20 protein-coding genes are annotated in these 21,861 nt (G+C 73.2%); 3 read left to right on the top strand and 17 right to left on the bottom strand.

The window, feature by feature from the left end; translation table 11 throughout:
- Nucleotides 1-65: 65 nt before the first annotated feature.
- The 9 genes from FB382_RS03610 to FB382_RS03570 form a co-directional block, all read right to left on the bottom strand.
- Nucleotides 66-737 carry a lysophospholipid acyltransferase family protein gene (locus FB382_RS03610; RefSeq protein ID WP_343055473.1) on the bottom strand — a complete coding sequence of 224 codons (672 nt, stop codon included), beginning with the start codon at nucleotides 735-737 and terminating at the stop codon, nucleotides 66-68.
- A gap of 611 nt (nucleotides 738-1,348) precedes the next feature.
- Entirely contained in the window at nucleotides 1,349-2,908 is a 1,560-nt protein-coding gene (locus FB382_RS03605; RefSeq protein WP_182536881.1) for a SpoIIE family protein phosphatase, read from the bottom strand.
- Between the two features lie 23 nt (nucleotides 2,909-2,931).
- Entirely contained in the window at nucleotides 2,932-4,317 is a 1,386-nt protein-coding gene (locus FB382_RS03600; RefSeq protein ID WP_182536879.1) for an amidase, read from the bottom strand.
- The gene (locus tag FB382_RS03595) at nucleotides 4,317-4,949 is read right to left on the bottom strand and encodes an SRPBCC family protein (RefSeq protein WP_182536877.1); all 633 of its coding nucleotides are present in this window, start codon (nucleotides 4,947-4,949) and stop codon (nucleotides 4,317-4,319) included. Before FB382_RS03595 ends, FB382_RS03600 begins: the two co-directional genes overlap by 1 nt.
- Nucleotides 4,946-7,342, bottom strand: coding sequence for an aerobic carbon-monoxide dehydrogenase large subunit (gene cutA / locus FB382_RS03590; RefSeq protein WP_182536875.1), 2,397 nt, complete (start codon nucleotides 7,340-7,342; stop codon nucleotides 4,946-4,948). The genes FB382_RS03595 and cutA overlap by 4 nt, the downstream gene beginning before the upstream one ends.
- The gene (locus FB382_RS03585) at nucleotides 7,339-7,830 is read right to left on the bottom strand and encodes a (2Fe-2S)-binding protein (protein WP_182536873.1); all 492 of its coding nucleotides are present in this window, start codon (nucleotides 7,828-7,830) and stop codon (nucleotides 7,339-7,341) included. Before FB382_RS03585 ends, cutA begins: the two co-directional genes overlap by 4 nt.
- The gene (locus FB382_RS22755; RefSeq protein ID WP_182536871.1) at nucleotides 7,827-8,642 is read right to left on the bottom strand and encodes an FAD binding domain-containing protein; all 816 of its coding nucleotides are present in this window, start codon (nucleotides 8,640-8,642) and stop codon (nucleotides 7,827-7,829) included. Before FB382_RS22755 ends, FB382_RS03585 begins: the two co-directional genes overlap by 4 nt.
- 27 nt (nucleotides 8,643-8,669) lie before the next feature.
- Nucleotides 8,670-10,058 (bottom strand): uracil-xanthine permease family protein, encoded by a 1,389-nt coding sequence (locus FB382_RS03575; protein ID WP_182541332.1) that lies wholly within the window; start codon nucleotides 10,056-10,058, stop codon nucleotides 8,670-8,672.
- A gap of 227 nt (nucleotides 10,059-10,285) precedes the next feature.
- Nucleotides 10,286-11,569 (bottom strand): PucR family transcriptional regulator, encoded by a 1,284-nt coding sequence (locus FB382_RS03570; RefSeq protein WP_182536867.1) that lies wholly within the window; start codon nucleotides 11,567-11,569, stop codon nucleotides 10,286-10,288.
- Between the two features lie 75 nt (nucleotides 11,570-11,644).
- Between FB382_RS03570 and FB382_RS03565 the strand changes: the two genes are divergently transcribed.
- Genes FB382_RS03565 through FB382_RS03555 form a run of 3 tightly spaced genes read left to right on the top strand, consistent with a single transcriptional unit; the run spans nucleotide 11,645 to nucleotide 15,281 of the window.
- The gene (locus tag FB382_RS03565; protein WP_220481250.1) at nucleotides 11,645-12,448 is read left to right on the top strand and encodes an oxamate carbamoyltransferase subunit AllH family protein; all 804 of its coding nucleotides are present in this window, start codon (nucleotides 11,645-11,647) and stop codon (nucleotides 12,446-12,448) included.
- Entirely contained in the window at nucleotides 12,445-13,890 is a 1,446-nt protein-coding gene (locus FB382_RS03560; RefSeq protein WP_182536863.1) for an AllF/FdrA family protein, read from the top strand. The genes FB382_RS03565 and FB382_RS03560 overlap by 4 nt, the downstream gene beginning before the upstream one ends.
- On the top strand, nucleotides 13,887-15,281 hold the full coding sequence (locus FB382_RS03555; protein ID WP_182536861.1) for a YlbE family protein: 1,395 nt from the start codon (nucleotides 13,887-13,889) through the stop codon (nucleotides 15,279-15,281). The genes FB382_RS03560 and FB382_RS03555 overlap by 4 nt, the downstream gene beginning before the upstream one ends.
- Nucleotides 15,282-15,382: 101 nt before the next feature.
- Here FB382_RS03555 and FB382_RS03550 read toward each other — a convergent pair whose 3' ends face one another.
- From FB382_RS03550 to FB382_RS03515, 8 genes are all read right to left on the bottom strand, one after another.
- Nucleotides 15,383-15,712, bottom strand: a complete 330-nt coding sequence (locus FB382_RS03550; RefSeq protein ID WP_182536859.1) for an MGMT family protein — start codon at nucleotides 15,710-15,712, stop codon at nucleotides 15,383-15,385.
- An 11-nt stretch (nucleotides 15,713-15,723) separates the two neighbouring features.
- The gene (locus FB382_RS03545; protein ID WP_182536857.1) at nucleotides 15,724-16,254 is read right to left on the bottom strand and encodes a hypothetical protein; all 531 of its coding nucleotides are present in this window, start codon (nucleotides 16,252-16,254) and stop codon (nucleotides 15,724-15,726) included.
- Nucleotides 16,251-17,534 carry a DUF58 domain-containing protein gene (locus FB382_RS03540; RefSeq protein ID WP_182536855.1) on the bottom strand — a complete coding sequence of 428 codons (1,284 nt, stop codon included), beginning with the start codon at nucleotides 17,532-17,534 and terminating at the stop codon, nucleotides 16,251-16,253. Before FB382_RS03540 ends, FB382_RS03545 begins: the two co-directional genes overlap by 4 nt.
- Before the next feature lie 11 nt (nucleotides 17,535-17,545).
- On the bottom strand, nucleotides 17,546-18,523 hold the full coding sequence (locus FB382_RS03535; RefSeq protein ID WP_343055472.1) for an AAA family ATPase: 978 nt from the start codon (nucleotides 18,521-18,523) through the stop codon (nucleotides 17,546-17,548).
- Nucleotides 18,520-18,990, bottom strand: coding sequence for a hypothetical protein (locus tag FB382_RS03530; RefSeq protein WP_182536853.1), 471 nt, complete (start codon nucleotides 18,988-18,990; stop codon nucleotides 18,520-18,522). Before FB382_RS03530 ends, FB382_RS03535 begins: the two co-directional genes overlap by 4 nt.
- Nucleotides 18,987-19,736, bottom strand: coding sequence for a DUF4129 domain-containing protein (locus FB382_RS03525; protein WP_182536851.1), 750 nt, complete (start codon nucleotides 19,734-19,736; stop codon nucleotides 18,987-18,989). Before FB382_RS03525 ends, FB382_RS03530 begins: the two co-directional genes overlap by 4 nt.
- 118 nt (nucleotides 19,737-19,854) lie before the next feature.
- Entirely contained in the window at nucleotides 19,855-20,724 is an 870-nt protein-coding gene (locus tag FB382_RS03520; protein WP_220481249.1) for a hypothetical protein, read from the bottom strand.
- A gap of 115 nt (nucleotides 20,725-20,839) precedes the next feature.
- Nucleotides 20,840-21,739 (bottom strand): hypothetical protein, encoded by a 900-nt coding sequence (locus FB382_RS03515; protein WP_182536849.1) that lies wholly within the window; start codon nucleotides 21,737-21,739, stop codon nucleotides 20,840-20,842.
- Nucleotides 21,740-21,861: the final 122 nt, after the last annotated feature.

The raw sequence follows: 21,861 nt of genomic DNA, 5'->3' as shown, positions 1-21,861 counted from the left end.
CGTCGGCAAGGTCTGCCAGCGAGTCAGGCGTCGGGCGCCCGCTCCCTTCGAGACGTTCGCTTCGCTCACTCCTCAGGACGAGCGTTGTAGATCCCCGCCTCCTCCTGACCCGACAGGGCCTGGATGGCGGTCATGATCTCGTCGGTGACCTCGCGGCGGGCGCGACCCTGGGGGACCCCGTCGAAGCGGCCGGCGACGTGGATCGGGGCACCGAACTCCACCGTGATCGGGACGATCCGGGGCACGTTGGAGCCGACCGGCTGGACCTTCTCGGTGCCGGTCAGGCCGACCGGCACGACCGGGACCCCGGCGGTGAGGGCGAGGTGGGCGACGCCGGTGCGGCCGCGGTAGAGCCGGCCGTCGCGCGAGCGGGTGCCCTCGGGGTAGATGCCGAACGCCTCGCCCCGGCCGAGGACCCCGAGCGCCGTGTCCAGCGAGGCGAGCGCGGCCTTGCTGTCGTCGCGGTCGACCGGCAGCATCCCGATGCCCTCGAACCACAGTCGGGAGGCCAGGCCCTTGAGGCCGGTGCCGGTGAAGTAGTCGGACTTCGCGAGGAAGACGACCTTGCGCGGCACCACGCACGGGATCACCACCGAGTCCACGAAGCTCAGGTGGTTGCTGGCCAGGATCACGCCGCCGGTCGTCGGGACGTTCTCCAGCCCGCGCACCGTCGGTCGCCAGACGGTGCGGGCGATCGGGGGAACGATCGAGTGCAGGACGCTGTAGGTCGCGGTCACGGGACCAGTCTTGCGGTTACCGGCCGGTGTCATGGCACGCACGCCGAGGAGTGGGCCGACACGCGGGTCGAGACAGGGGCAGGGCCGCCCGTCCGGTGGGCGGCTCGGGACCACCCACCGGCGCGGCCGGACTCCTGGTGCTGACCGACGACTCCGGGACATCGATCGCGACCGGACCGGACGCGGAGGGACCGCGCCTCCATCGTCCACCCGGAGCCCCGCTCAGGAAAGGGGCCCTCCACATAGGCGAAGGGCCCTTGGACGTATGAGGTTCAAGGGCCCTTCTGGGTGACCGGTCCGGTGACGCTCCCGGTCGACCGCTCGTCGGCTCCGGTCCCGGCGGCATCATCACCCTGCCACCGCGGCGGGTTGCCCCGCCGTCTGGACCCTCGTCTCCGAGCTGTCGCGATCTCCCTTGCGGGATCTCGTGAGGAGAGTTCTATGCCTCCCGGGAGGCGGGCACAAGCGGTTCGGCGGAGAAAGTGCGGGCGATCCCGGTGCACGCCGATCCTCCACAGCGGGTTCCACAGTCCGGGGCCTCCTCTCCACAGGAAATGGCCCATCCTCCACAGACCACGCGCACACCTGTGGAGAGCCGGTCTGGACCGGACTCAGGCGCCCCGGCGTACGACGAGGAGGGCGATGTCGTCCTCGACCCGCGTGATGCCGTCGAGCAGGCGCTCGCAGAGCGACTCGGGGTCGAGGTGCTGCTGCCCGGCGAGCCGATCCGTGAGCCAGCCGAGGCTGTCCTCCAGGTCGACGCCCCGGCGTTCGACGAGGCCGTCGGAGTAGAGCACCAGCGCATCACCGGGCTCGAGCGGCACCTCGTGCTCGTCCCGCTCCGGGCGCGCGGTCAGGCCGAGCAACACGTCGGGCCGGCGCTCGAGCAGCGCGACCTCGCCGTCGGCGCGCAGCAGCACCGGGGGCGGGTGCCCGGCGTTGCTCCACCGGACCGCGTGCCCCTCCTCGGCCGGCGCGAAGGTCGCCAGCACCGCGGTGGCCACCACGTCGACGTCGAGTCCGTCGATGACGCGGTCCAGGCCGTGCAGCACCTGGGCGGGCGAGGCGGCACCGGCGTAGGCCAGCCCGCGCGTCACGTTGCGCAGCTGGGCCATCGCGGCCGCCGCGCGCTGGTCGTGCCCGGCCACGTCCCCGACGACCACGCAGAGCCCGCCGTCGGGCAGCGGGAAGGAGTCGTACCAGTCTCCGCCGATCTGCATCGCCTCGCTCGCGGGCAGGTAGCGCACCGCCACCGCCAGCGAGCCGATGGTGTCCGGCCGGGTGAGCAGGCTGCGCTGGAGGGACTCCGAGAGCGAGCGCTCGCCGGCCCGCGCGGCCACCCGGTCGAGGGCCTGGGCGATCGGCACCGAGATCAGGCCGAGGAAGTCGAGGAAGTCTCCGTCGGGCCGCAGCTGCGCGCTGAGCCTGGCCACCAGACGGGCCTGCTTCGCCACCCGGTCGTGCGTGGGCAGCCGCAGCCAGGCGACGTTGCCCTGGTCGGTCTCGGCGATCTGGGTGGAGACGTCGGGAGGCTGCGGGAGCGCGGCGTCCGGCGGTGCCGTCCCTCCCATCCACAGCTCCACCTCGACCAGGTCGGCCGGGTCCGCCCGGAGTACCTCGAGAGCGCGGGCGACCACCTCGTCGTCGCTCTCGGCGGTGGCCAGCGCGTTCGCCAACCGGGTCAGGAGCTCGAGGCGGCGCACCGCCAGGACCTCGGTGGTCACCTCGTTGCAGATGTCGATGACGCCCTCGACCGACCCGTCGGGCGCGTGCACGGGCGAGTAGGCGTAGTTGAACCAGCACTCCTCGAGGAAGCCGTTGCGGTGCAGCGGCAGGTAGCTGTCCTCCATGAAGACCCGGCCGGAGCCGCGCAGCACGCCCTCCAGGAGCGGGCCGATCACGTCCCACGCCTCGGGGAAGACATCGACGCAGCGGCGACCCAGGGCGGCCGGGTGCTTGCCGCCGATGAGCTCGGCGTACGCCGCGTTGTAGACGAGCACCAGCTCCGCTCCCCAGATCAGGGTCACCGGATTGGGGGTGTTGATCATCAGGTCGACGGCACCGCGCAGCGCCGGACTCCACCCGTCCACCGCACCGAGCGGAGTTGCTGCCCAGTCGACCGCCGCGTAGGCGTCGAGCAGCGCGTCGGCGTCACGGAAGAGGGCGTCCACGCGCCGAATCTAGTGGGACGAGGTCAGTGCGCGGCCTCGAATGCCGAAGCCACCTCGAGCAGCCGTCGCTCCTGGCCGTGCGGCGCCACGACCTGGATGCCGACGGGCAGGCCGTCCGGTGTCCGTCCGGCGGGCAGGGCGAGCGCCGGGCAGCCCGTCACGGTGATGAGGTAGGCCGAGCGCATCCAGTCCAGGTAGGTCGCCATCGGCCGCCCGTTGATGGCGTGCGGGAACTCCTGGTCGGCCGGGAACGGCGGCACCTGCGAGACGGGCAGCACCAGCACGTCGTACTGCTCGAAGAAGCGGCGCATCGTCTCGGCCAGCGCGGTCCGCTGGGTGTAGGCGCGGGCCACGTCGGCGCCGGTCAGGGACTCCCCCAGCCGGATGTTGTCGGCCAGCGACTGCTTGAAGGAGTCGGGGTGCTCGCGCAGCAACGGGCCGAGCTTGGCCTGCAGGTGCCAGGCGCGCAGGGTGCGGAAGGTGTCGTCGGCGACCGCGAGGTCGGGGTGGGCCTCGGTGACGACGGCGCCACCGGCCGCGAAGACGGCGGCGGACCCGGCGACCACGGACGCGACCGCGTCGTCGACGTCGAAGGCACCGCCGAGGTCGGCCGACAGCGCGACGCGGAGACCGTCCAGCGTGCCCGTGAGGGGCGGAGCGAAGGACGACCCGGGCTGGCCGAGCGCCTGCGGGGTGCGGGGGTCGGGGCCGGCCTGGACGGACAGCAGGAGCGCGAGGTCCCCGACGTTGCGGGCCATCGGGCCGCCGACCGAGGTGGTCTCGAACTGGTTGTAGAGCGGCCACTCCGGCACCCGGCCGAGCGAGGGGCGCAGCCCGACCACACCGCAGAAGGAGGCCGGATTGCGCAGCGACCCGCCCATGTCGGAGCCGTCGGCCAGCGGCACCATGCCGGCGGCGAGGGCGCACGCGGCGCCGCCCGAGGACCCGCCCGCGGAGCGCGACGGGTCGACCGGGTTGCGGGTGGTGCCGAAGACGGTGTTGAAGGTGTGCGACCCGGCGGCGAACTCCGGCACGTTGGTCTTGCCGATCACGACCACGCCCGCGCGCCGGACCCGCTCGACGATCAGCTCGTCGCTGTCCGGGACGTGGTCGGCGTACAGCGGTGAGCCGTAGGTGGTGCGCCACCCGGCGACCGCGTGGGTGTCCTTGAAGGCGAACGGCAGGCCGTGCAGCGGCCCGACCTCGGCGCCCGAGGCCAGGTGCTCGTCGGCGGCCGCGGCACCCTCCCGGGCCCGCTCCTCGTCGAGGCTGACGATCGCGTTGAGCTCGGGGTTGCGCTCGGCGATCCGGGCCAGGTGCAGGTCGAGCAGCTCGCGGGCCGAGATCTCCCGCGACCGGACCGCCGCGACCATCTCGCGGGCGGTCGAGTCGACCGAGACGGTGTCCATCAGGGACGCCGCCGCCCGAAGATCCCGCCGACGACGACGCCGAGCAGCACCAGGCCGGCACCGACGACGATGCCCTTGACGAAGTCGTCCTGGGAGGAGATCCCGGCTCCGGCGGCCTTGGCGGGCGCGGTGAAGACGGGCGCTCCGGAGGCCGCGGTGGTGGTCTCCACGGGGGCGGCGACGGTCGCGCCGGGCGAGGCGATCTCCTTGCCGACGTTGCCGAAGAACTCCCCGGCCATCCGCTTGGAGACGCTGGTCAGCATCCGCTGGCCGACGCCGCCGACCATGCCGCCGACGACGGCGTCCGCCTCGTAGGCGATCTGGGTGACCCCCGGCTCGAGCTCGCTGAAGCGTACGTCGACCGTCGCGTCGATGGTGCCCGGTGCGCCGGCGCCCTGCAGGTGCATCACGAGCGACTCGTGCTCGTGCAGGTCCGACAGCGCGCAGGAGCCGGCGTACGTGCCCTTGATCGCGGCCACGCCGGCGGTGACCGTCATGGCGTAGGCGTGGTCGCCGGTGGTCTCGAGCCGCTCGCAGCCGGGGATCGTGGCGACGAGGACGCGCGGGTCGAGGATCGAGTCCCAGACCTGGGCGACGGGGAACGGGAGCGTGTTGGCGCCGGCGATCTTCATGAGGGGTCCTTGAGATGGGTCTGGCGGAGGGTGAACAGCTCGGACGGCGAGATCGGCATCGCGGTGATCGGGAAGCCCTCAGCGTCCTCGATCGCGGACGCGAAGACGGCGGCCGACGGGATCACGCCGGCCTCCCCCGCGCCCTTGATGCCGAGCGGGTTGAGCGGCGAGGGGGTCTCGAGGTGGTCGATGTCGATGCCGTCGGGGATCTCGGTGACGTAGGGCATCAGGAAGTCCATGAACGAGGCGTTGAGCAGCTGCCCGGACTCGTCGTAGGCCATCCGCTCGTAGAGCGCGCCGCCGACGCCCTGCGCGACGCCGCCGTGGATCTGGCCCTCGACGATCATCGGGTTGATCAGGTGGCCGCAGTCGTGGACGACGGCGTACTTGAGGATCGTGATCTCGGCGGTCAGCGGGTCGGTCTCGACGATGACGGCGTGCATGCCGGAGGCGAACGTCGCGCGCTCGGGCGAGTAGAAGTCCTTGCCCTCCAGGCCCGGCTCGTCGTCCTCGGCGACCGGCGGCTTGCCCGGGTCGCCGACGGAGAACTGGGTGGCCGCCTTGGACGCCTCGTCGAAGGCGTAGCGCAGCGGGTTGGACAGCACCGACACGGTGCCGAGGTCGATCGACGTCCCGGGTGAGCCCTTGACGGAGACGACCCCGTCGACGATCTGCAGGTCGGCCGGGTCGGCCTCGAGCGCGTCGGCGGCGATCTTGAGGACCTTCTCCTTCGCCCGCTTGGCCGCGAGGTGGATCGCGGACCCGCTCATCACCGCGGCGCGCGAGGCGAACGTGCCGACGGCGTAGGGCATCCGGCGGGTGTCGCCGGTGACGACCTCGACGTCCTCGAAGCGGCAGCCGAGCTCGTCGGCGACGAGCTGGGCGAAGACGGTGGCGTGCCCCTGGCCCTGTGTGGTCAGGCCGGTCGCGACCTTGACCTTGCCGGAGGTCTCGATGTGCACGTGCGCGCCCTCGTAGGGGCCGACGCCGGTGCCCTCTACGTAGCAGGCCAGGCCGATGCCGACCTTGCGGCCCTGCGCGGCCATCGCCTTCTTGAACGCCGGGAAGTCGTCCCAGCCGACGAGCGCCTTGATCTTCTCCAGCGAGGCCGGGTAGTCGCCGGAGTCGTACTCCAGCTCGCGGCCGTCCTGGAAGATCATCCCCTGGTCGTAGGGGAACTCGTCGGGCTGGATGAAGTTCACCGACCGCACCTCGGTGCGGTCCTTGCCGAGGTAGTCGGCGATGGCGTCCATCGTCCGCTCCATCGCGTAGCAGCCCTGCGGGCGGCCGGCGCCCCGGTAGGGCGTCACGATGACGGTGTTGGTGTAGAGCGACTCGAAGACGACCCGGTAGTTCTGCGGCTTGTAGGGCCCCAGCAGCTGGGTCGAGGTGATGATCGGGACGATCAGGCCGTAGGGCGTGTAGGCGCCGTGGTCGTGCCAGAACTCGACGTCCAGGCCCAGGAGCCGCCCGTCGTCGTCGAAGCCGACCTCGATGTGGTGGGTCTGGGCCCGCTCGTGGGCCGAGGAGATGAAGTGCTCGCGGCGGTCCTCGGTGAACTTCACCGTGCGGCCCAAGGTGCGGGCGGCCAGCGGGACGAGCAGCTCCTCGGGCCACGGGTGGTTGATCTTGACGCCGAAGCCGCCGCCCACGTCGGGCGTGATCACGTCGACCTGGCCGAGGTCGAGCCCGAGCTTGACCGCGACGGCGGCGCGGACGCCGGTCGAGGTCTGCGTGGAGGTCCACACCTGGAGCCGGTTGATGTCGGCGTCCCAGCGGGCCACGGTGCCGCGGCCCTCCATGGGCATGCAGGCGCTGCGTTCGATGGTGAGGTCCAGCTCGAGGCGGTGCGGCGCCTTCGCGATCGCCGCGGGGGCGTCGCCGACGTTCTGCTCGAGCCGGGCGCCGACGTTGCCGGGCACGTCGTCGTGCACGAGGTGGGTGGCGGCGCGCGCGTTGTCGATGCCGACGACGGGCGGCAGCAGCTCGTAGGTGACCTTGATCCGGCCGACCGCGTCCTCGGCGACGTAGCGGTCCTCGGCGACGACGAAGGCGATCGCCTCGCCGACGTGGTTGACCTCGCCGCGGGCCAGGGCGTACTGCGTGCGGCCGTGGGTCAGGGCCGGGTGCGGGATCAGCAGCGGCAGAGGCTCGGCCATCGGGCCGGTCAGGTCGTCCCAGGTCCACACCGCGTGCACACCGTCGATGTCGAGCACCTCGTCGACGTCGATGTCGACGATCCGGGCGTGCGCGTGGGGCGAGCGCAGCACCGCGGCGTGCAGGAGCTCCTCGCTGGAGTCGACCCCGATGTCGTCGACGTAACGGCCGTGGCCGCGCAGGAAGCGCTGGTCCTCGACCCGCTTGACGCCCTGGCCCATCAGCTTGGTGGTCATCGGCTCAGCTCCGCCTGGATCTCGGCGGCGCGCTCGACGGCCTTGACGATGTTCTGGTAGCCGGTGCAGCGGCACAGGTTGCCGGCGATCATGTCGCGGCACTCCTCGTGCGTGGGCGTGGGGTTCTCGCGCAGCCCGGCGGTGATCGTGGTCAGGAAGCCCGGCGTGCAGAAGCCGCACTGCAGGCCGTGGCAGTCCGAGAAGGCCTGCTGCACGGGGCTGAGCGAGCCGTCCGCCTCGGTGAGCCCCTCGACGGTGGTGATCTCGGTGTCGACCGCCGAGACGGCGAACATCAGGCAGGAGCGGGTCGGACGCCCGTCGACCAGGACGGTGCAGGCGCCGCAGACGCCGTGCTCGCAGCCGACGTGGGTGCCGGTCAGGCCGCAGTCGTGCCGGATCGCGTCGGACAGCAGGCGCCGCGCCGGCACCTGCACGTCGTGGGTGGTGCCGTTGATGACGAGGCGTACGTCGTGGAGCTGCTCGGTCATGACTGGTTCTCCTTCGCGGCGCGGACGACGCGGGTGGTGAGCACGCGGACCAGCTGGGCGCGGTAGGCCGCGGTCGCGTGGATGTCGTCGGCGGGGTCGAGGTGCGCGAGCGCGGCCTCCCCCATCTGCTCGAGCGGGACGCCGGTCAGGTCGACCACGGTCGGGACGTCGGCGACGGAGACGTAGCCGACCCGCACCGAGTCGCCGTCGACCAGCGCGGCCACGCCGCACAGGGCGTAGTCGCCGTGGCGGCGGGCGATCTCCTCGAAGGCCACCCCGGCACCGGGCGCCAGCGCAGGGAAGAAGGCCGAGGTCGCGATCTCGTCGTGGGCGAGGGAGGACTCCAGCGGGCCGACGTACAGCTCGTCGGCGGGGATGGTGCGGGTGCCGCGGACCGAGGCCACGTCGACCGAGCCGCCGAGGAGGCTCAGCACGACGGGCATCTCGGCGGCCGCGTCGGCGTGGACGATCGAGCCGACGGTGGTGCCGCGGTTGCGGATGGTCGCGTGGGCGACGTTGGCCAGGGCCAGCGAGACGAGCGGCTGGACCCGGCGTACGTCGGGCGAGGCGAGGACGTCGGCGTGCCGGGCGAGCGCGCCGATGCGCACGCCCGACCCGTCGACGGTGATGTCGGCCAGGCCCGGGAGCCCGTTGATGTCGACGAGCATCGCGGGGGCCGCGAGCCGCATCGACAGCAACGGGACCAGGCTCTGGCCTCCGGCCAGCACCTTGGCGTTCGGCCGGCCGGCCAGGCTCTCGAGTGCTTCGGCGAGGGTCCCCGGGCGGTGGTAGTCGAACGGTGCTGGTTTCACAACTTCCTCAGTGCTTGGTGGTGCGGGTCAGTGCTTGTGTTCGGTGGGCTGGTGCACGGGGTGGTCACCGACGGTGATCACGTTGGTGCCGTGCGTGCCCCGGTTGACCAGGTGGAAGTAGAGGATCACCAGGATCGTGCCGAGGGCGATGCCGCTGAGCGAGAAGTTGTCGGTGAACTTCAGCGTGACGCCGCCGATGCCGGCGATGATGCCCGCGGCGAGACCCACGAGGTTGACCGGGTTGCCGAAGTCGACCCGGTTCTCGACCCAGATCTTGGCGCCGACGAGGCCGATCATGCCGTAGAGCACGACCGTGATGCCGCCGAGCACACCACCGGGGGTGGCGCTGACGATCTGGCCGAACTTGGGGCACAGGCCGAGCAGGATCGCGACCGCGGCGGCCACGTAGTAGGCAGCGGTCGAGTAGACCTTGGTGGCACCCATGACGCCGATGTTCTCGGCGTACGTCGTGGTCGGCGAGCCGCCGAACGCGCTGGCGAGCGCGGTGGCCAGGCCGTCGGCACCGATCGCGCGGCCCACGTAGGGGTCGAGGTCCTCGCCGGTCATCTCCGCGACCGCCTTGACGTGGCCGGTGTTCTCCGCGATGAGGGCGATGACACCGGGCAGCACGAGCAGGATGAAGGTCAGGGAGAAGCTGGGGCCGTGCACGACGGAGACGCCGTCGGACAGGGTGCCGCTGGGGAAGCCGATCCAGTCGGCAGCCTTCACGCCGGCCCAGCTGACGCGGTCGTGCGACACGGCGTCGGGACCGGTCGGGAGCACCGAGGTGATCTGGCCGAAGATGCCGTCGAAGAGCCACGACACGAGGTAGCCGAAGATCAGGGCCAGGAAGACCGCGATCCGCGACCAGAAGCCCGGGAAGAGGACCGCGGCGCACACCATGAACGTGGCGGTGAGCAGCGCGACCCACTGGTCCTGGGGCCAGTAGATCTGGGCCACGACCGGCGCCAGGTTGAAGCCGATCAGCATGACCACGGCACCGGTCACGGCGGGCGGCAGGATCTTGTGGATCAGGCCGGCCCCGGCGAAGTGCACGAGCACGCCCACCAGCAGCAGCACGATGCCGGCGACCATGATCGCGCCGGTGACGTCGGCGGAGTCACCCGCGGGGTTGGAGGTGCGGATCGCCGCCACGCTGGCCACGAACGACGCGCTGGTGCCGAGGTAGCTCGGCACCCGGTTGTTGCAGATGAGCAGGAACAGGATGGTGCAGATGCCCGAGAACATGATGGCGAGGTTGGGGTCGAGCCCCATCACCAACGGGAAGACGAACGTGGCGCCGAACATGGCGACCACGTGCTGGGCGCCGAGGCCGGCGGTGCGGCCCCAGCTGAGCCGCTGACGCGGTCCGACCGGCTCACCGGGGGCCGGGTGGACCACGTCCCACTTGAACATCGTTGACATTGACGTTTTCTCCTCGCTGAACGCTGGGGTGGCCCCGAGGCCCTCAACTTATGAGAGCCATGACACACCCTCGACGGCGACAGATGCCGAAGGAACACCGGTGCCGCTGGCAGGTGTTGTCGGCGCGGCACGGGACCGGATCGGCCTCGCCCGCGCGTCACGCGGGCGGAAAGGTGCTGGCCGGGCTTGGCGGACCAGGGGGGCCACGCCCCGCGACCTCAGCCGGTGATCTCCAGCACGCGCAGTGCCACGGCCACGTCCAGGCGCAGGTGCTGGTCGGCGGACAGCGGCCCGAGCAGCCGCTCGAGCTTGGAGACCCGGTAGCGCATCGTGTTGTAGTGGAAGAACTGCAGGCGCGCGGCCTCGGCCACGTTGAAGTTGGTGTCGAGCAGGACCTGCAGGGTCTCGCGGAGGTCCGCGGCCTCCGTGGTCTGCTCGGACAGCGGCCCCAGCACGTCCTTGGTGAAGGACTTCAGCTCGGCGTGGTCGGGCACCAGCGCGATGAGGCGGTGCAGGCCGAGCTGGTCGAAGAAGGTCGTGGACGCAGGCCCGTTGACCCGGCGCCCCACGTCGACGGCCCGACGGGCCTGGCCGTAGGCGTCGGGGAGCTCGTCGAGCGAGTGGGCGACCCGGCTCACCCCGACGGAGAACGGCCGGCGGCCGCCGCCCTTGTCGCCGGAGACCGCGGTCACCGCACGGCGTACGACGTCGTGGCCCGGGACCGGGTCGTCGTCCCCCTCCGCCAGCGGCAGCAGGGTGACGACCTCGGAGGAGAAGTCGACGGTCGGGATGCCGGTGTCGAGGTTGCGGCTGACCTGGCGCCAGGCCGCGGAGAAGCGCTCCTGCCACTGGCGCCGCTGCACCCGCGAGGCCGCGGCGTCCTCGCCGGTCGGCGGGTCGATCTCGGCCGCCACGACCACGACCGGCCGGCGCAGGTCCCAGCCGAAGGTGTCGGCGTGCTCGGCGACGTACTGCTCGTCGCCGGCCCGGCGCAGGAACAGGTCGCGCAGGAAGTCGCCCTGGTACTTGTTCTCGACCGCGGTCACGGCCTCCTCGCGGGTGAGCAGGAGGGCGGCCACGGCGGCGGCGCGCTCGAGGGCGTGCACGTCGTCGCTGGAGATCTTCTCGGTCGAGCGGACGCACACGAGGCGGGCCAGGTCGGTGCCGCCGGCGGCGACGCGGAGGCCGAGCACCTCGCCGGGGCCCATCGGGACGCCGTCGTTGCCGACCCGCTCGACCCGGATCCGGCCGGTGGGGTCGACGAGGTGGTGCTCCTCGAGCAGGGCCTGCAGGTCCTCGCGGATCGCCTGCGCGCGGACCCGCCCGTCGCTGGAGGTGAACAGCACCCCGACGTCGAGCACGCGGGCCACCTCGGCGGCGATCCCGTCGAGGTTGCCGCCCTCGAGGACGATCTGGGTCAGCCCGGTGTGGAGGGCGTCGACGCGCGCCAGCGCGGCGCTCGCAGCGTCGCGGTCGTTGCTCGGGCTACCGCTTATCAACATGTGCACCCTGTCCGGCCGATCGTTGGCACAACCTCACATCGGCAAACGGTAATCCTCCCCACTAGCGTCGACTCGGTGAGCCCCTCCCCCGGCCTGCCGGCCAGCCTCCCCGTGAGCGCCCCGCCGCGCGTCCGGGACCGGCTGCGGGCCGCCCCCGACGGCCCCGTCCGGGTCGTCCACCGGGGCCGCGACGCCGTCTACGTCGACCTCGACGGCTGGTGCCTCGGGGTGGTCTCCGCGGCCGCCTCGGCGGTGCCCTGCGCGCTCAGGTCAAGAAATGCCGATCTCGGAGCGGTCGCCGGACGCTCGGCGTACGTTCGAGCAGGGGTCCTCCACCTCGACGGCACGCCGCTGGTGGTCGGTCGGGTGCTCCGTGTCTCCGCACCGCGGCTCGATCCTCGGGCCTCCGGCACCACGGCGAGCCCGATCACCCAGGTCATCCCCCCGACCACGGTGGTCGGGCTCGTCGCACCCCTGGGCCTGGTCGGGCGCCCGCTCGGGCTCGACGACGTCGCACACCTCGTCGGCCGCGGCGACGGCCTGACCCCCTCCGGCGACGACCTGCTCTGCGGGTGGCTGGCCGCCCACCGGGCCACCGGCGAGCCGACCCCCGAGGTCGACGAGGCCGTCCGCGCGCTCCTGCCCGCCACCACCCTGCTCTCCGCGACCCTGCTCGACTGCGCCCTCCACGGCGAGGTGCTCCCGCAGTTCTCGGCGTGGCTCGCGGCGCTCGGCACCCCCGCCGAGGCCGACCGGGCGGCCGTCCTCGAGTCCGTCGGGCACAGCTCCGGCGCCGCCCTTCTGTACGGCGCCCGCCTGGCGCTGGCCAGCCTGCCCCGTCCCCCGATCTCGACCCACCCGAAGGAGGTGGCGGCATGAGCCGCCCCGACACCAGCGCCAGCACCAGCCACGTGGAGCTGCGCAGCGGCGCCTACGCCGACTCGGTCACCCTGCTGCAGGTCAGCCGCGCCGTCCAGGGCGTCGACGGCGTCGCCGCCGCCCAGGTCGCGATGGCGACCGGCCTCAACATCGAGGTGCTGACCGAGATGGGCTTCGAGGTCCCCCCGACCGCCACCGCCAACGACATGGTCGTGGCGATCAGGCTGGCCGAGGGCGGCTCCCTCGAGGCGGCCCTGGCGGGCGTCGACCGGGCCCTGGCCGACGCCAACCGCCGCTCGGACAGCACCGCCGAGGTGGCTCCGCACCGCACCACCGCCACGGCCGCCCGGGACACCGGCGACGCGATCGTCCTGGTCTCGGTGCCCGGCGCCAGCGCCCTGGTCGAGGCGATGGACGCGCTCGACGCCGGCCGCGACGTGATGGTGTTCAGCGACAACGTGTCGGTCGAGGACGAGCTCGCCCTCAAGCGGACGGCCGCCGAGCGCGGGCTGCTGGTCATGGGACCCGACTGCGGCACGGCCGTCGTCGGTGGCCTCGGCCTGGGCTTCGCGAACGCCGTCGACCCCGGCCCGGTCGGCATCGTCGCGGCCTCCGGCACCGGCTGCCAGCAGCTGCTCGCCCTGCTCGACCACGCCGGCGTCGGCGTCACGTCGGCGCTCGGCGTCGGCGGGCGCGACCTGTCCTCCGAGGTCCGCGGCCTCGCCACCCGCGAGGCCATGCGCCGCCTCGACGCCGACCCCGCCGTCGAGCTGATCGTGGTGGTGTCCAAGCCGCCGGCCGACGACGTCGCCGCCGAGATCCGGGCGTACGCCGACACGCTGGCCACGCCGGTGTCCTTCGCGCTCCTCGGCGCCGGCCAGCCCGACCTCACCGAGGCCGCCGAGGCCGTCCTGACCCGGATGGGCCGCGAGGTCCCGACCTGGCCGGTCTGCGGCGAGGCAGCTGCCCCGACCGGCGGCACGCTCCTGCGCGGCCTGTTCGTCGGCGGCACCCTCGCCAGCGAGGCCAAGCTGCTCGCGGCGGCCGCGCTGGGCACCGACGCCGGCCACACGTTCGTGGACTTCGGCGACGACGCCTACACCGCCGGGCGCGCGCACCCGATGATCGACCCGACGCTGCGCCTCGACCACCTCGCCAGGGCCGCCGCCGACCCCGACACCGCGGTGATCCTGCTCGACGTCGTCCTCGGCCACGGTGCCGAGCCCGACCCGGGCACCGTCCTGGCGCCCGTCCTCGCCGCGATCGACAAGCCGCTCGTGGTCGCCGTCATCGGCACCGACGGCGATCCGCAGGGCCTCGAGACGCAGGTCCGCGCGCTGGTCGGCGCGGGTGCCGAGGTGCACATGTCCAACGCCCGTGCGACCCGCCGCGCCATCGAGCTCGTCCAGTCCGTGCAGCCCAGCCAGGGAGCCTCCGCATGACCACCACGCCCACCCACGTCATCTCCGCCGGCGCCGACCTCTTCGCCGACGCCGTCGCGGCCCAGGCCGTCGACGTGACGCGCGTCGACTGGCGCCCGCCGATGACCGGCACCGAGTCCGACCTCGCCACGGTCGCGGCCGACCCGCTCCGCCGCGACGCCAACGCCCGTGCCCTGGCCGCGATGCTCGACGTCTCCGCGATGCTGGTCGACGTCGCCCCCGCCTCGGAGGTGCTCGGCCTCGAGCGCGGCCAGTTCCTGCACGCCGGCCCGCCGATCGAGTGGGCCCGCGCGTCCGGCCCGCTCCGCGGCGCGCTCATGGGCGGCGCCGCTCTCGAGGGGCTCGTCGACGACCCGGAGGACGCCGTACGCCTCTTCGAGACCGGCGACGGCGTCAGCCTCGACCCGTGCCACCACCACGCGGCCGTGGGCCCGATGGCCGGCGTCGTGACTCCGAGCATGTGGATGTTCGTCCTCGAGGACCCCGCGACCGGCCGCCGCACGCACTGTTCGCTCAACGAGGGCCTCGGCAAGGTGCTGCGCTACGGCGCCTACTCCCCCGAGGTGCTGACCCGGCTCCGCTGGATGCGCGAGGTCCTCGGGCCGCTGCTCCAGCGCGCGGTCCGCGGCACCGGGCCGGTCGACGTCACCGGCATCCTGACGCAGATGCTGCAGATGGGCGACGAGGCCCACAACCGCAACCGCGCCGGCACCCTGATGCTGCTGCGCGACCTCGCCCCGGCGATGGTGAGCAGCGGCATGGACAGCGCCGACGTGGCCGAGTCGCTGCGCTTCGTCGGCGGCAACGACCACTTCTTCCTCAACCTCGCGATGCCCGCCTGCAAGCTGGCGCTCGACGCCGCCCGGGGCATCGAGGGCTCCACGATGGTCGTCGCGATGGCCCGGAACGGCACCGACTTCGGCATCCAGGTCGCCGGCACCGGCGACGAGTGGTTCACCGGCCCGGCGCAGGTGGCCGAGGGTCTCTACCTCGGCGACTACGGCCCGGACGACGCCAACCCCGACATCGGCGACTCGGCCATCACCGAGACCGCCGGCATCGGCGGCTTCGCGATGGCCACCGCCCCCGCGATCGTGCGGCTGGTCGGCGGCTCGGTCCCCGACGCGCTGGCCACGACCCGCCGGATGCACGAGATCACGCTCGGCGAGAACCCCCGCTGGACCGTGCCGGTGCTGGAGTTCCAGGGCGTGCCCAGCGGCATCGACGTCACCCGCGTCTGCCGCACCGGGATCCTGCCCCAGATCAACACCGGCATGGCCGGCCGCGTCGCCGGCGTCGGTCAGGTCGGCGCCGGCCTGGTCACTCCCCCGGCCGACATCTTCCCGGCAGCCCTGGCCCGCCTGGCCGAGCTGACCCGTTCGCGCAGCTGAGGTCCGCGCAGCCCGGGTGCCGCGGGTGCCCCGGGGGGGCTCAGATCGTTCAATCCGACCGGCAGGCATCTACGAGGTCCAGCCGGTGATCTGAGCCGAGCTCAGCCGATCTCGGGCGGGCGCCAGAACGCCTTCCTGATGTCCACGCTGCCCGACGGGCGCAGCGGCGTGCCCTCCTCGAGGTAGGCCTGCCGCGCCTCGTCGTGGTGGCTGGGCGGCAGCGAGCCGTCAGCACGGACCACGCGCCACCACGGCACCGGACCGCCGTAGGACGCCATGATCGAGCCCACCTGGCGCGGCCCCCCGCCGCCCAGGTGGGCGCCGACGACCTCCGCGATGGCGCCGTACGTCGTGACCCGGCCGCGCGGGACCTGCTCGACGCAGGACAGGACGTGCTCGGCGTAGAGCTCGGGGTCGATCCGGTCGGACACGTGGGTTCCCTTCAGTCCGATTCCTGGCCCGTGAAAGCCACGGTGGCGGCGAGCACGGCGACCAGGGCCGCGGCGAGGCCGACGACCCAGACCCCGGGCGCCTCGTGGCCGCGGACCAGCACGGCCAGCACGTAGAGCGACGGCGCGAGCAGCAGGGCCAGCCCCGACCGGCGCAGCCACAGGAGAAGCAGCCCGCGGTCGACCGGCAGCGCGTCGGGTCCGTAGGCCACGAGGAGGCCGGCGACGTGCGCGGCGAGCAGGAGGGCCGCGGCCAGCAGGCAGGCCGGCTGGAGCCCGTCGCGGAGCCCGAAGCCCCACCAGACCACGACGAGCCCCATCGCCGTGGTCCCGAACGGACCCTCGGGCAGGCCGGCGTAGGTCAGCGACAGGGCCGCGACGATGACCACGAGGAGGACCCGCGGGGCCGTGCCCGCGAGTCCGGTCGCGGCCAGCGCCAGCACCGGGCCCAGCGCCATCGTCGCCCGCAGGGCCCACTGGCCCAGGGACCAGCGGCGCAGGAGCGCCCGGACGTCGTCGATCATCGGGCCCGCACCTGGGGCAGCTGGGAGCGCCGGGCCAGCCGGCGCATCACGTCGTCGAGGGTGCCGGGTCCGCTCCACGGCACGACCGGGCAGCCCATCGAGGAGAGCCGGGCGAGCACCTCCTCGCGCTCGAGCAGCCGCATCCGCCAGGCCAGGTCGGCGATCACCGGGTCGGTCCCCTCGATCACCGACGGGGCCAGCTCGCCGGGCAGGGTGTCGATGACGAGGACGGGCAGGCCGCGGCGGACCAGCATGCCCGTGATCGTGCCCATCAGGTCGGTGAGCATCGGGGACAGCACGATCACGACCGTGCCCGGGGCGACGCCGAGCTGGAAGCGCTCGGAGGAGAGGACGCGCGGCTCCGCGGCGTAGAGCTGGGCGAGCCGGGACTGGATGCGGCGCAGGTGACCGCGCCCGGCGGCCGCGGTGATCGAGGCCCCGGTGCCGCCGACGACCCGCAGACCGACGCGGTCCCCGGTGCGGACGTAGTGCTCGGCCAGTGCCGCGGCAGCCCGGACCGAGACGTCCAGGCTGCTTGCGGATCCGTCGACCCCGCGGGAGATCCCGTGGTCGGCGAGCGCGTCGAGGAGCAGCAGTACGCCGGCGTCCTCCTCGCCCCGGGCGGTGACGACGTGCAGGTCGCCGGTGCGCAGCGAGACCCGCCAGTTGATGCGGCGCAGGCGGTCGCCTGCGTGGAAGGGGCGGATCGCGGCGAACTCGCTGCCGTCCCCCAGCCGCCGGCTCCGGTGCGCGCCGACGAGGCCGATCGGCTGCGGCGCCTCGGCGCGTGAGTCGAAGGGCGCGCGGACCGGCAGCACCTCGAGCTGGCCGCCGACGACCTCGACGGGGCCGAGCCGGAAGCCTGCCCAGGCGCTCGTGACCATGACGTGCTCGTTGCCGAGCGGGCGCCGGCCCCAGCGGCGCGGGCTGACCTCGAGGACGGCGAGCTCGCGCTCGTCGGGGTCGACGCGGCGGGCGACCATCCCACTGGCGGGCCGGACGGCGACGTAGGGGACGCCGGCCACGACCCGGGTGACGCTCTCCAGCTCCGTGGCGTCCTCGAGGGTGAGCCGGGACCGGGTGCCCTGTCCCTCGTGCAGGACGCTGTGGTCCAGCCGGCTGTCGAAGCGCGGCACCACGCTCGGGCGCCCCAGCAGCCCGAGCGCGCCGAACACCAGGAACGGCGCCGTCATCACCATCAGCGCCGGCTCCCCGAAGAGCACCGCGGACGCGAGGCCGATCCCCGCCAGGGACAGGGCCCGGCTCAGGGCCGCGCTCACCCGCCATCCGGTCATGGGCGCCGACTGCCCTCGAGGGTCGTGGGGGTCGCCACCTGGCGCAGCACCTCGGTGACCACCCGCTTGCCGCTCGCCTCGGTCATCCAGAGCTCGGGCTTGACCGTGATCCGGTGCGCCAGCACGGAGGTCGCGACCGCCTTCACGTCCTCGGGCACCAGGTAGTCGCGACCGCGCAGCACGGCGAACGCGCGTCCCATGAGCACGAGCGCCAGCGAGCCACGCGGGGACGACCCGGTCAGCACGTCGGGGTGGCTGCGGGTGGCGGTCGCGAGCTCGACGCAGTAGCGGCCGACGCTCTCGTCCACGCGCACCGTCTCCACGGCCTCCTGCATCGCCAGGAGGCCGGCCGCGTCGGTGGCCGGCTCCAGCACGATCTCCTCGCGCCGACGCTCGAGGCGACGCTGCACGACGTCGTACTCCTCGTTGCTGGTGGGGTATCCGAAGCTGATCCGGACCAGGAACCGGTCGAGCTGTGCCTCGGGCAGCGGGTAGGTGCCTTCGTACTCGATCGGGTTGGCGGTCGCGAGGACGTGGAAGGGCGCCGGGAGCGCGAAGGTCTCGCCCTCGATGGTGACCTGTCGCTCCTGCATCGCCTCGAGGAGCGCGGACTGGGTCTTGGGCGGCGTCCGGTTGATCTCGTCGGCCAGCAGCAGCCCGGTGAACAGTGGCCCCTTGCGGAAGTCGAAGGTGCCCTCGCGCTGGTCGTAGAGGAACGAGCCGGTGAGGTCCGCGGGCAGGAGGTCGGGGGTGAACTGGGCGCGGGCGAAGTCCAGCCCGAGGGCCTGCGCGAAGGACCGGGCCGCCAGCGTCTTGCCCAGGCCGGGGAAGTCCTCCAGCAGGACGTGCCCCTTGGCCAGGACCGCCGCCATCACCAGCATCAGCGGCTCCCGCTTGCCGACGACGGCGGTCCCGACGCGGTCGAGCACCTCGCCCGCCAGCCGGGTCGTCTCGGCCACCTTGATGTCCGTCACAGCTCCTCGATTCTCCTCAGGTAGTCCTCGATCCGGGCCCGGGCGAGCCGGGTCGGCGGCGCGGCCAGGTCGCGCAGCAGGTCGGTGCCGAGCAGCTGCTCGGCGGCGGGGTCGGTGCGCCGCAGGCCGTGCCGGCGCAGCAGGCGCTCGTCGCACAGCGCGGCGAGCCGGAGCTGGAGACCGCGGTCGACGGTCGCGGAGGTCAGGTGTCCCTCGACGAGGCGGACGTACGACGACAGCCGGTGGTCGGCGCCCGGGGGCACCATCGGGCGGACCGGACGGACGTCCCAGCCCGGGCCGCTGTCGCCGAGCGTGTCGCGGACCAGCCCGGCCGCGGCCACGCACAGCGCGACGAGCAGCCCCAGGCGCAGCGCGTGCGGCTCGAAGTCGACGACGGTGAAGACCACCTGGAGCACGGCGAACAGGGTCACGGCGATCGCCACGCGTCCCCACCAGCGACGGTTCACGGACGGCCGCCCACGGAGTGACGGGCCCGGAGCTCGGCGTGCAGGGCGTCCAGGGCCTGCAGCGCGTCGTCGCGGTCCTGCTCGCGCAGGGGGTGGTCGGAGAAGCGCGCCTCGCGGTAGAGCGCGGCCAGCCGGGCCACGTCGTGGGAGCCGGCCACCACCAGGTCGAGCACCCGGAGGGTGAACTCCGAGGAGGTCTCCCAGTCCCGGCGGCGCAGCCCGACCTCGCCGGCCTGGACCTCGAAGCGGTGCCAGCACGCCACGATCGCGTTGCGCGGCTCGCCGTCCAGGAGCAGCGCCCGCTGCCGCTCGGCGTCGCGCCGGATCTCCTCCTCCACGAGCCGTGGCGTCTCGAGCACGTCGAAGTCGGCCTGCAGGACGTCCGCCGGGGGCCGGCGGCGGCCCTGCCACTCGTCGTACAGGCTCTTGAGGGCGAACCCCACGAGCAGGACGAAGCCGGCGACGACCGAGACGAGGAAGACGCTGAGCAGCGCCGAGCCGATGGTCCGGGCGACCGGGTTCACGTCGTGCCGCTGCACCGGGTTGGTCGCCGTGGCGGTCGGGCTGCCGCTGAGCGACTCCAGCTCGGAGGACTGCGTGGCCGTCACCCGGTGGGTCGCCGGGCCGTCGCCGGTGAGCACGTCGCCGGGCCCGATCGTGGCGGCCCAGGTGACCAGCACGGCGACGAGCAGCACGCACCCGACCACGGCCGAGACCGCGGTCGCCGTCGCTCGTCGGGCCCCCATGGCGAGGAACCTACACAGGGTTCGGCCCGAAACTGATCACGTGCCGCTAACACTTCCGGCGGGGGAAGTGCCGGCCCCGGGACCCCGGAGCGGTCCCGGAGCCGGCAGCTCGGGAGGGTCAGGCAGGCGGGCTGAACGGCTTGGTGCCCGGCGTCAGTCGCAGCCCCGCGATCCCCGAGTGGGCCTGGGCGTAGGCCAGCTCCTTGGCGAGGTCGCCGAGGCCGTTGGAGCCGGCGAGCGGCGCGATCGCCACGGTGGAGAGGACGCCGACGGCCCGGCCGGTGGCGTCGAGGAAGCCGCTGCCGGAGTCACCGGGGATGCCGGGCGTCGCGGTGTAGACGTCCCAGCTCCAACCGCCGCCGGACCCACCGAGGGACAGCCCGGTCTTGGGCGAGAGCGCGTCGCCGGGTCGCAGGCTGGACTGGCCCCACGACCAGGTCTGCGTCCCCGCGGGCAGGCCCCCGGTCGACAGGCCCACCGGACCGCCCCAGAACGGCACCGACGGGTTGACCTTGCCGACATCGGCGGCGTCGACCTTCACCAGGGCGAGGTCGTTGTAGGCGCAGGCGTTGGCGCCGGCGCCCGGGACGCGGTGCATCGTGATCCACGAGCTGTAGGCGAGGGTGCCGTGGCCCACGGTCGTGCCGCTGGTGGCGACGGTGGCACCGTTGGCGAACCGGACCGGGGTGCCGAGCGGCACCGAGTCGGTGGTGCAGCCGTTGGTGTCGGTCTGGCCGCCCTTGCCGGCGCAGTGCGCGGCGTAGCCGACGTATACGTCACCGACGGCGTCGGTGAAGACGAAGTTGGCGGTGCACTGGGCGCCGGCGGTGAACATCTGGGTGCCCGGGTGGATCGGCGCGGTGGCCGCGGGGGCCCACCTCGACTCGCGGTGCAGCCTCCCCGCCGTCGCGGGGGCAGCAGTCGAGAGGAGGGTGAGGAGAAGGGCGAGCACGCCCACGGCCGTGGCGAGGATCCGGGAAGGTCGCATGGTCCCCCAACGAACGACGGTCCCGTCCGGCTACGCCGGACGGGACCGTCATTTCTGTGAGACCGGCCGAGGTCGGCCGGGGTTCTGCTCCCCCTGGATCAGAGGCTTCCCTGGATCAGAGAACGGGTGCGAACGGCTCGGTGCCGTTCACGAGGGTGAGGCCGGAGATGCCGGAGTTCGCCTGGGCGAACGCCAGCTCCTTGGCCAGGTCACCGATGTTGTTCGACGCCGGCAGCGGGGCCAGGCCGATCGTGGAGAGGGTGCCGACGGCCTTGCCGCCCTCGGACAGGAAGCCCGAGCCCGAGTCACCGGGGATGCCCGGCGTCACGGAGTAGAGCGGGTGCGACCAGCCGCCGTCGGCCGGGTCGTCGCCGAGGCTCACGCCGCGGTGCGGCGACAGCGGCGAGAGGCCGGCACGGAGGCTGGAGTTGCCGTAGGTCCACAGGTCGTCGCCGGCGGCGGTGCCGTCGGTGTCGATGCCCGTCGGGCCGCCCCAGAACGGGACCGAGGGGTTGACCTTGGCGACGTCGGCCGCGTCGACCTTGACCAGGGCGAGGTCGTTGTAGGCGCAGGTGTTGGCGTCGGTGGTGCCGATCTGGTGCTCGGTGATCCACGAGGAGTAGACGAGCGTGCCGTGGCCGACGATGGTGCCCTCGTCGACGAGCGAGCCGTCGTTGGAGAAGTCGACCTTGGTGCCGAGCGGGACCGAGTCGTTGAGGCAGCCGTTGGTGTCGGTGGCCGAGCCGAGGCCCGCGCAGTGGGCGGCGTAGCCGACGTAGACGTTGGCGGCGCCGTCGGTGTAGACGAAGTTGGCGGTGCACTGGGCGCCGTCGGTGTACATCATCGTGCCGGGGTGGATCAGGGCGGTGGCCGCGGGCGCCCACGCGGTGGTCGCGCTCGCGTGGCGCACCTTGGCCTCGGCCGGCGGGGCGGCGACGAGGGCGGCGGACAGGACGGCCGAGCCGAGCACGGCCAGCGCGCCGCCGAGGCGGCGGGACTTCGATCCAACGGTCATGGGGTGGTTCCCTCCCGATAGGCGTCGGCACCAGGGGTCGCCGACGGCGAGTGTCGTGAAGCACAACGACACACCACCCGACCGGGTTACGCGGGCGTAGTCAATTCTGACTACGCCCGCGC

Source organism: Nocardioides ginsengisegetis (genome assembly GCF_014138045.1).
In the GTDB taxonomy this organism is placed as follows: Bacteria; Actinomycetota; Actinomycetes; order Propionibacteriales; family Nocardioidaceae; genus Nocardioides; species Nocardioides ginsengisegetis.
This window is presented reverse-complemented; position numbering and strand designations above follow the sequence as displayed.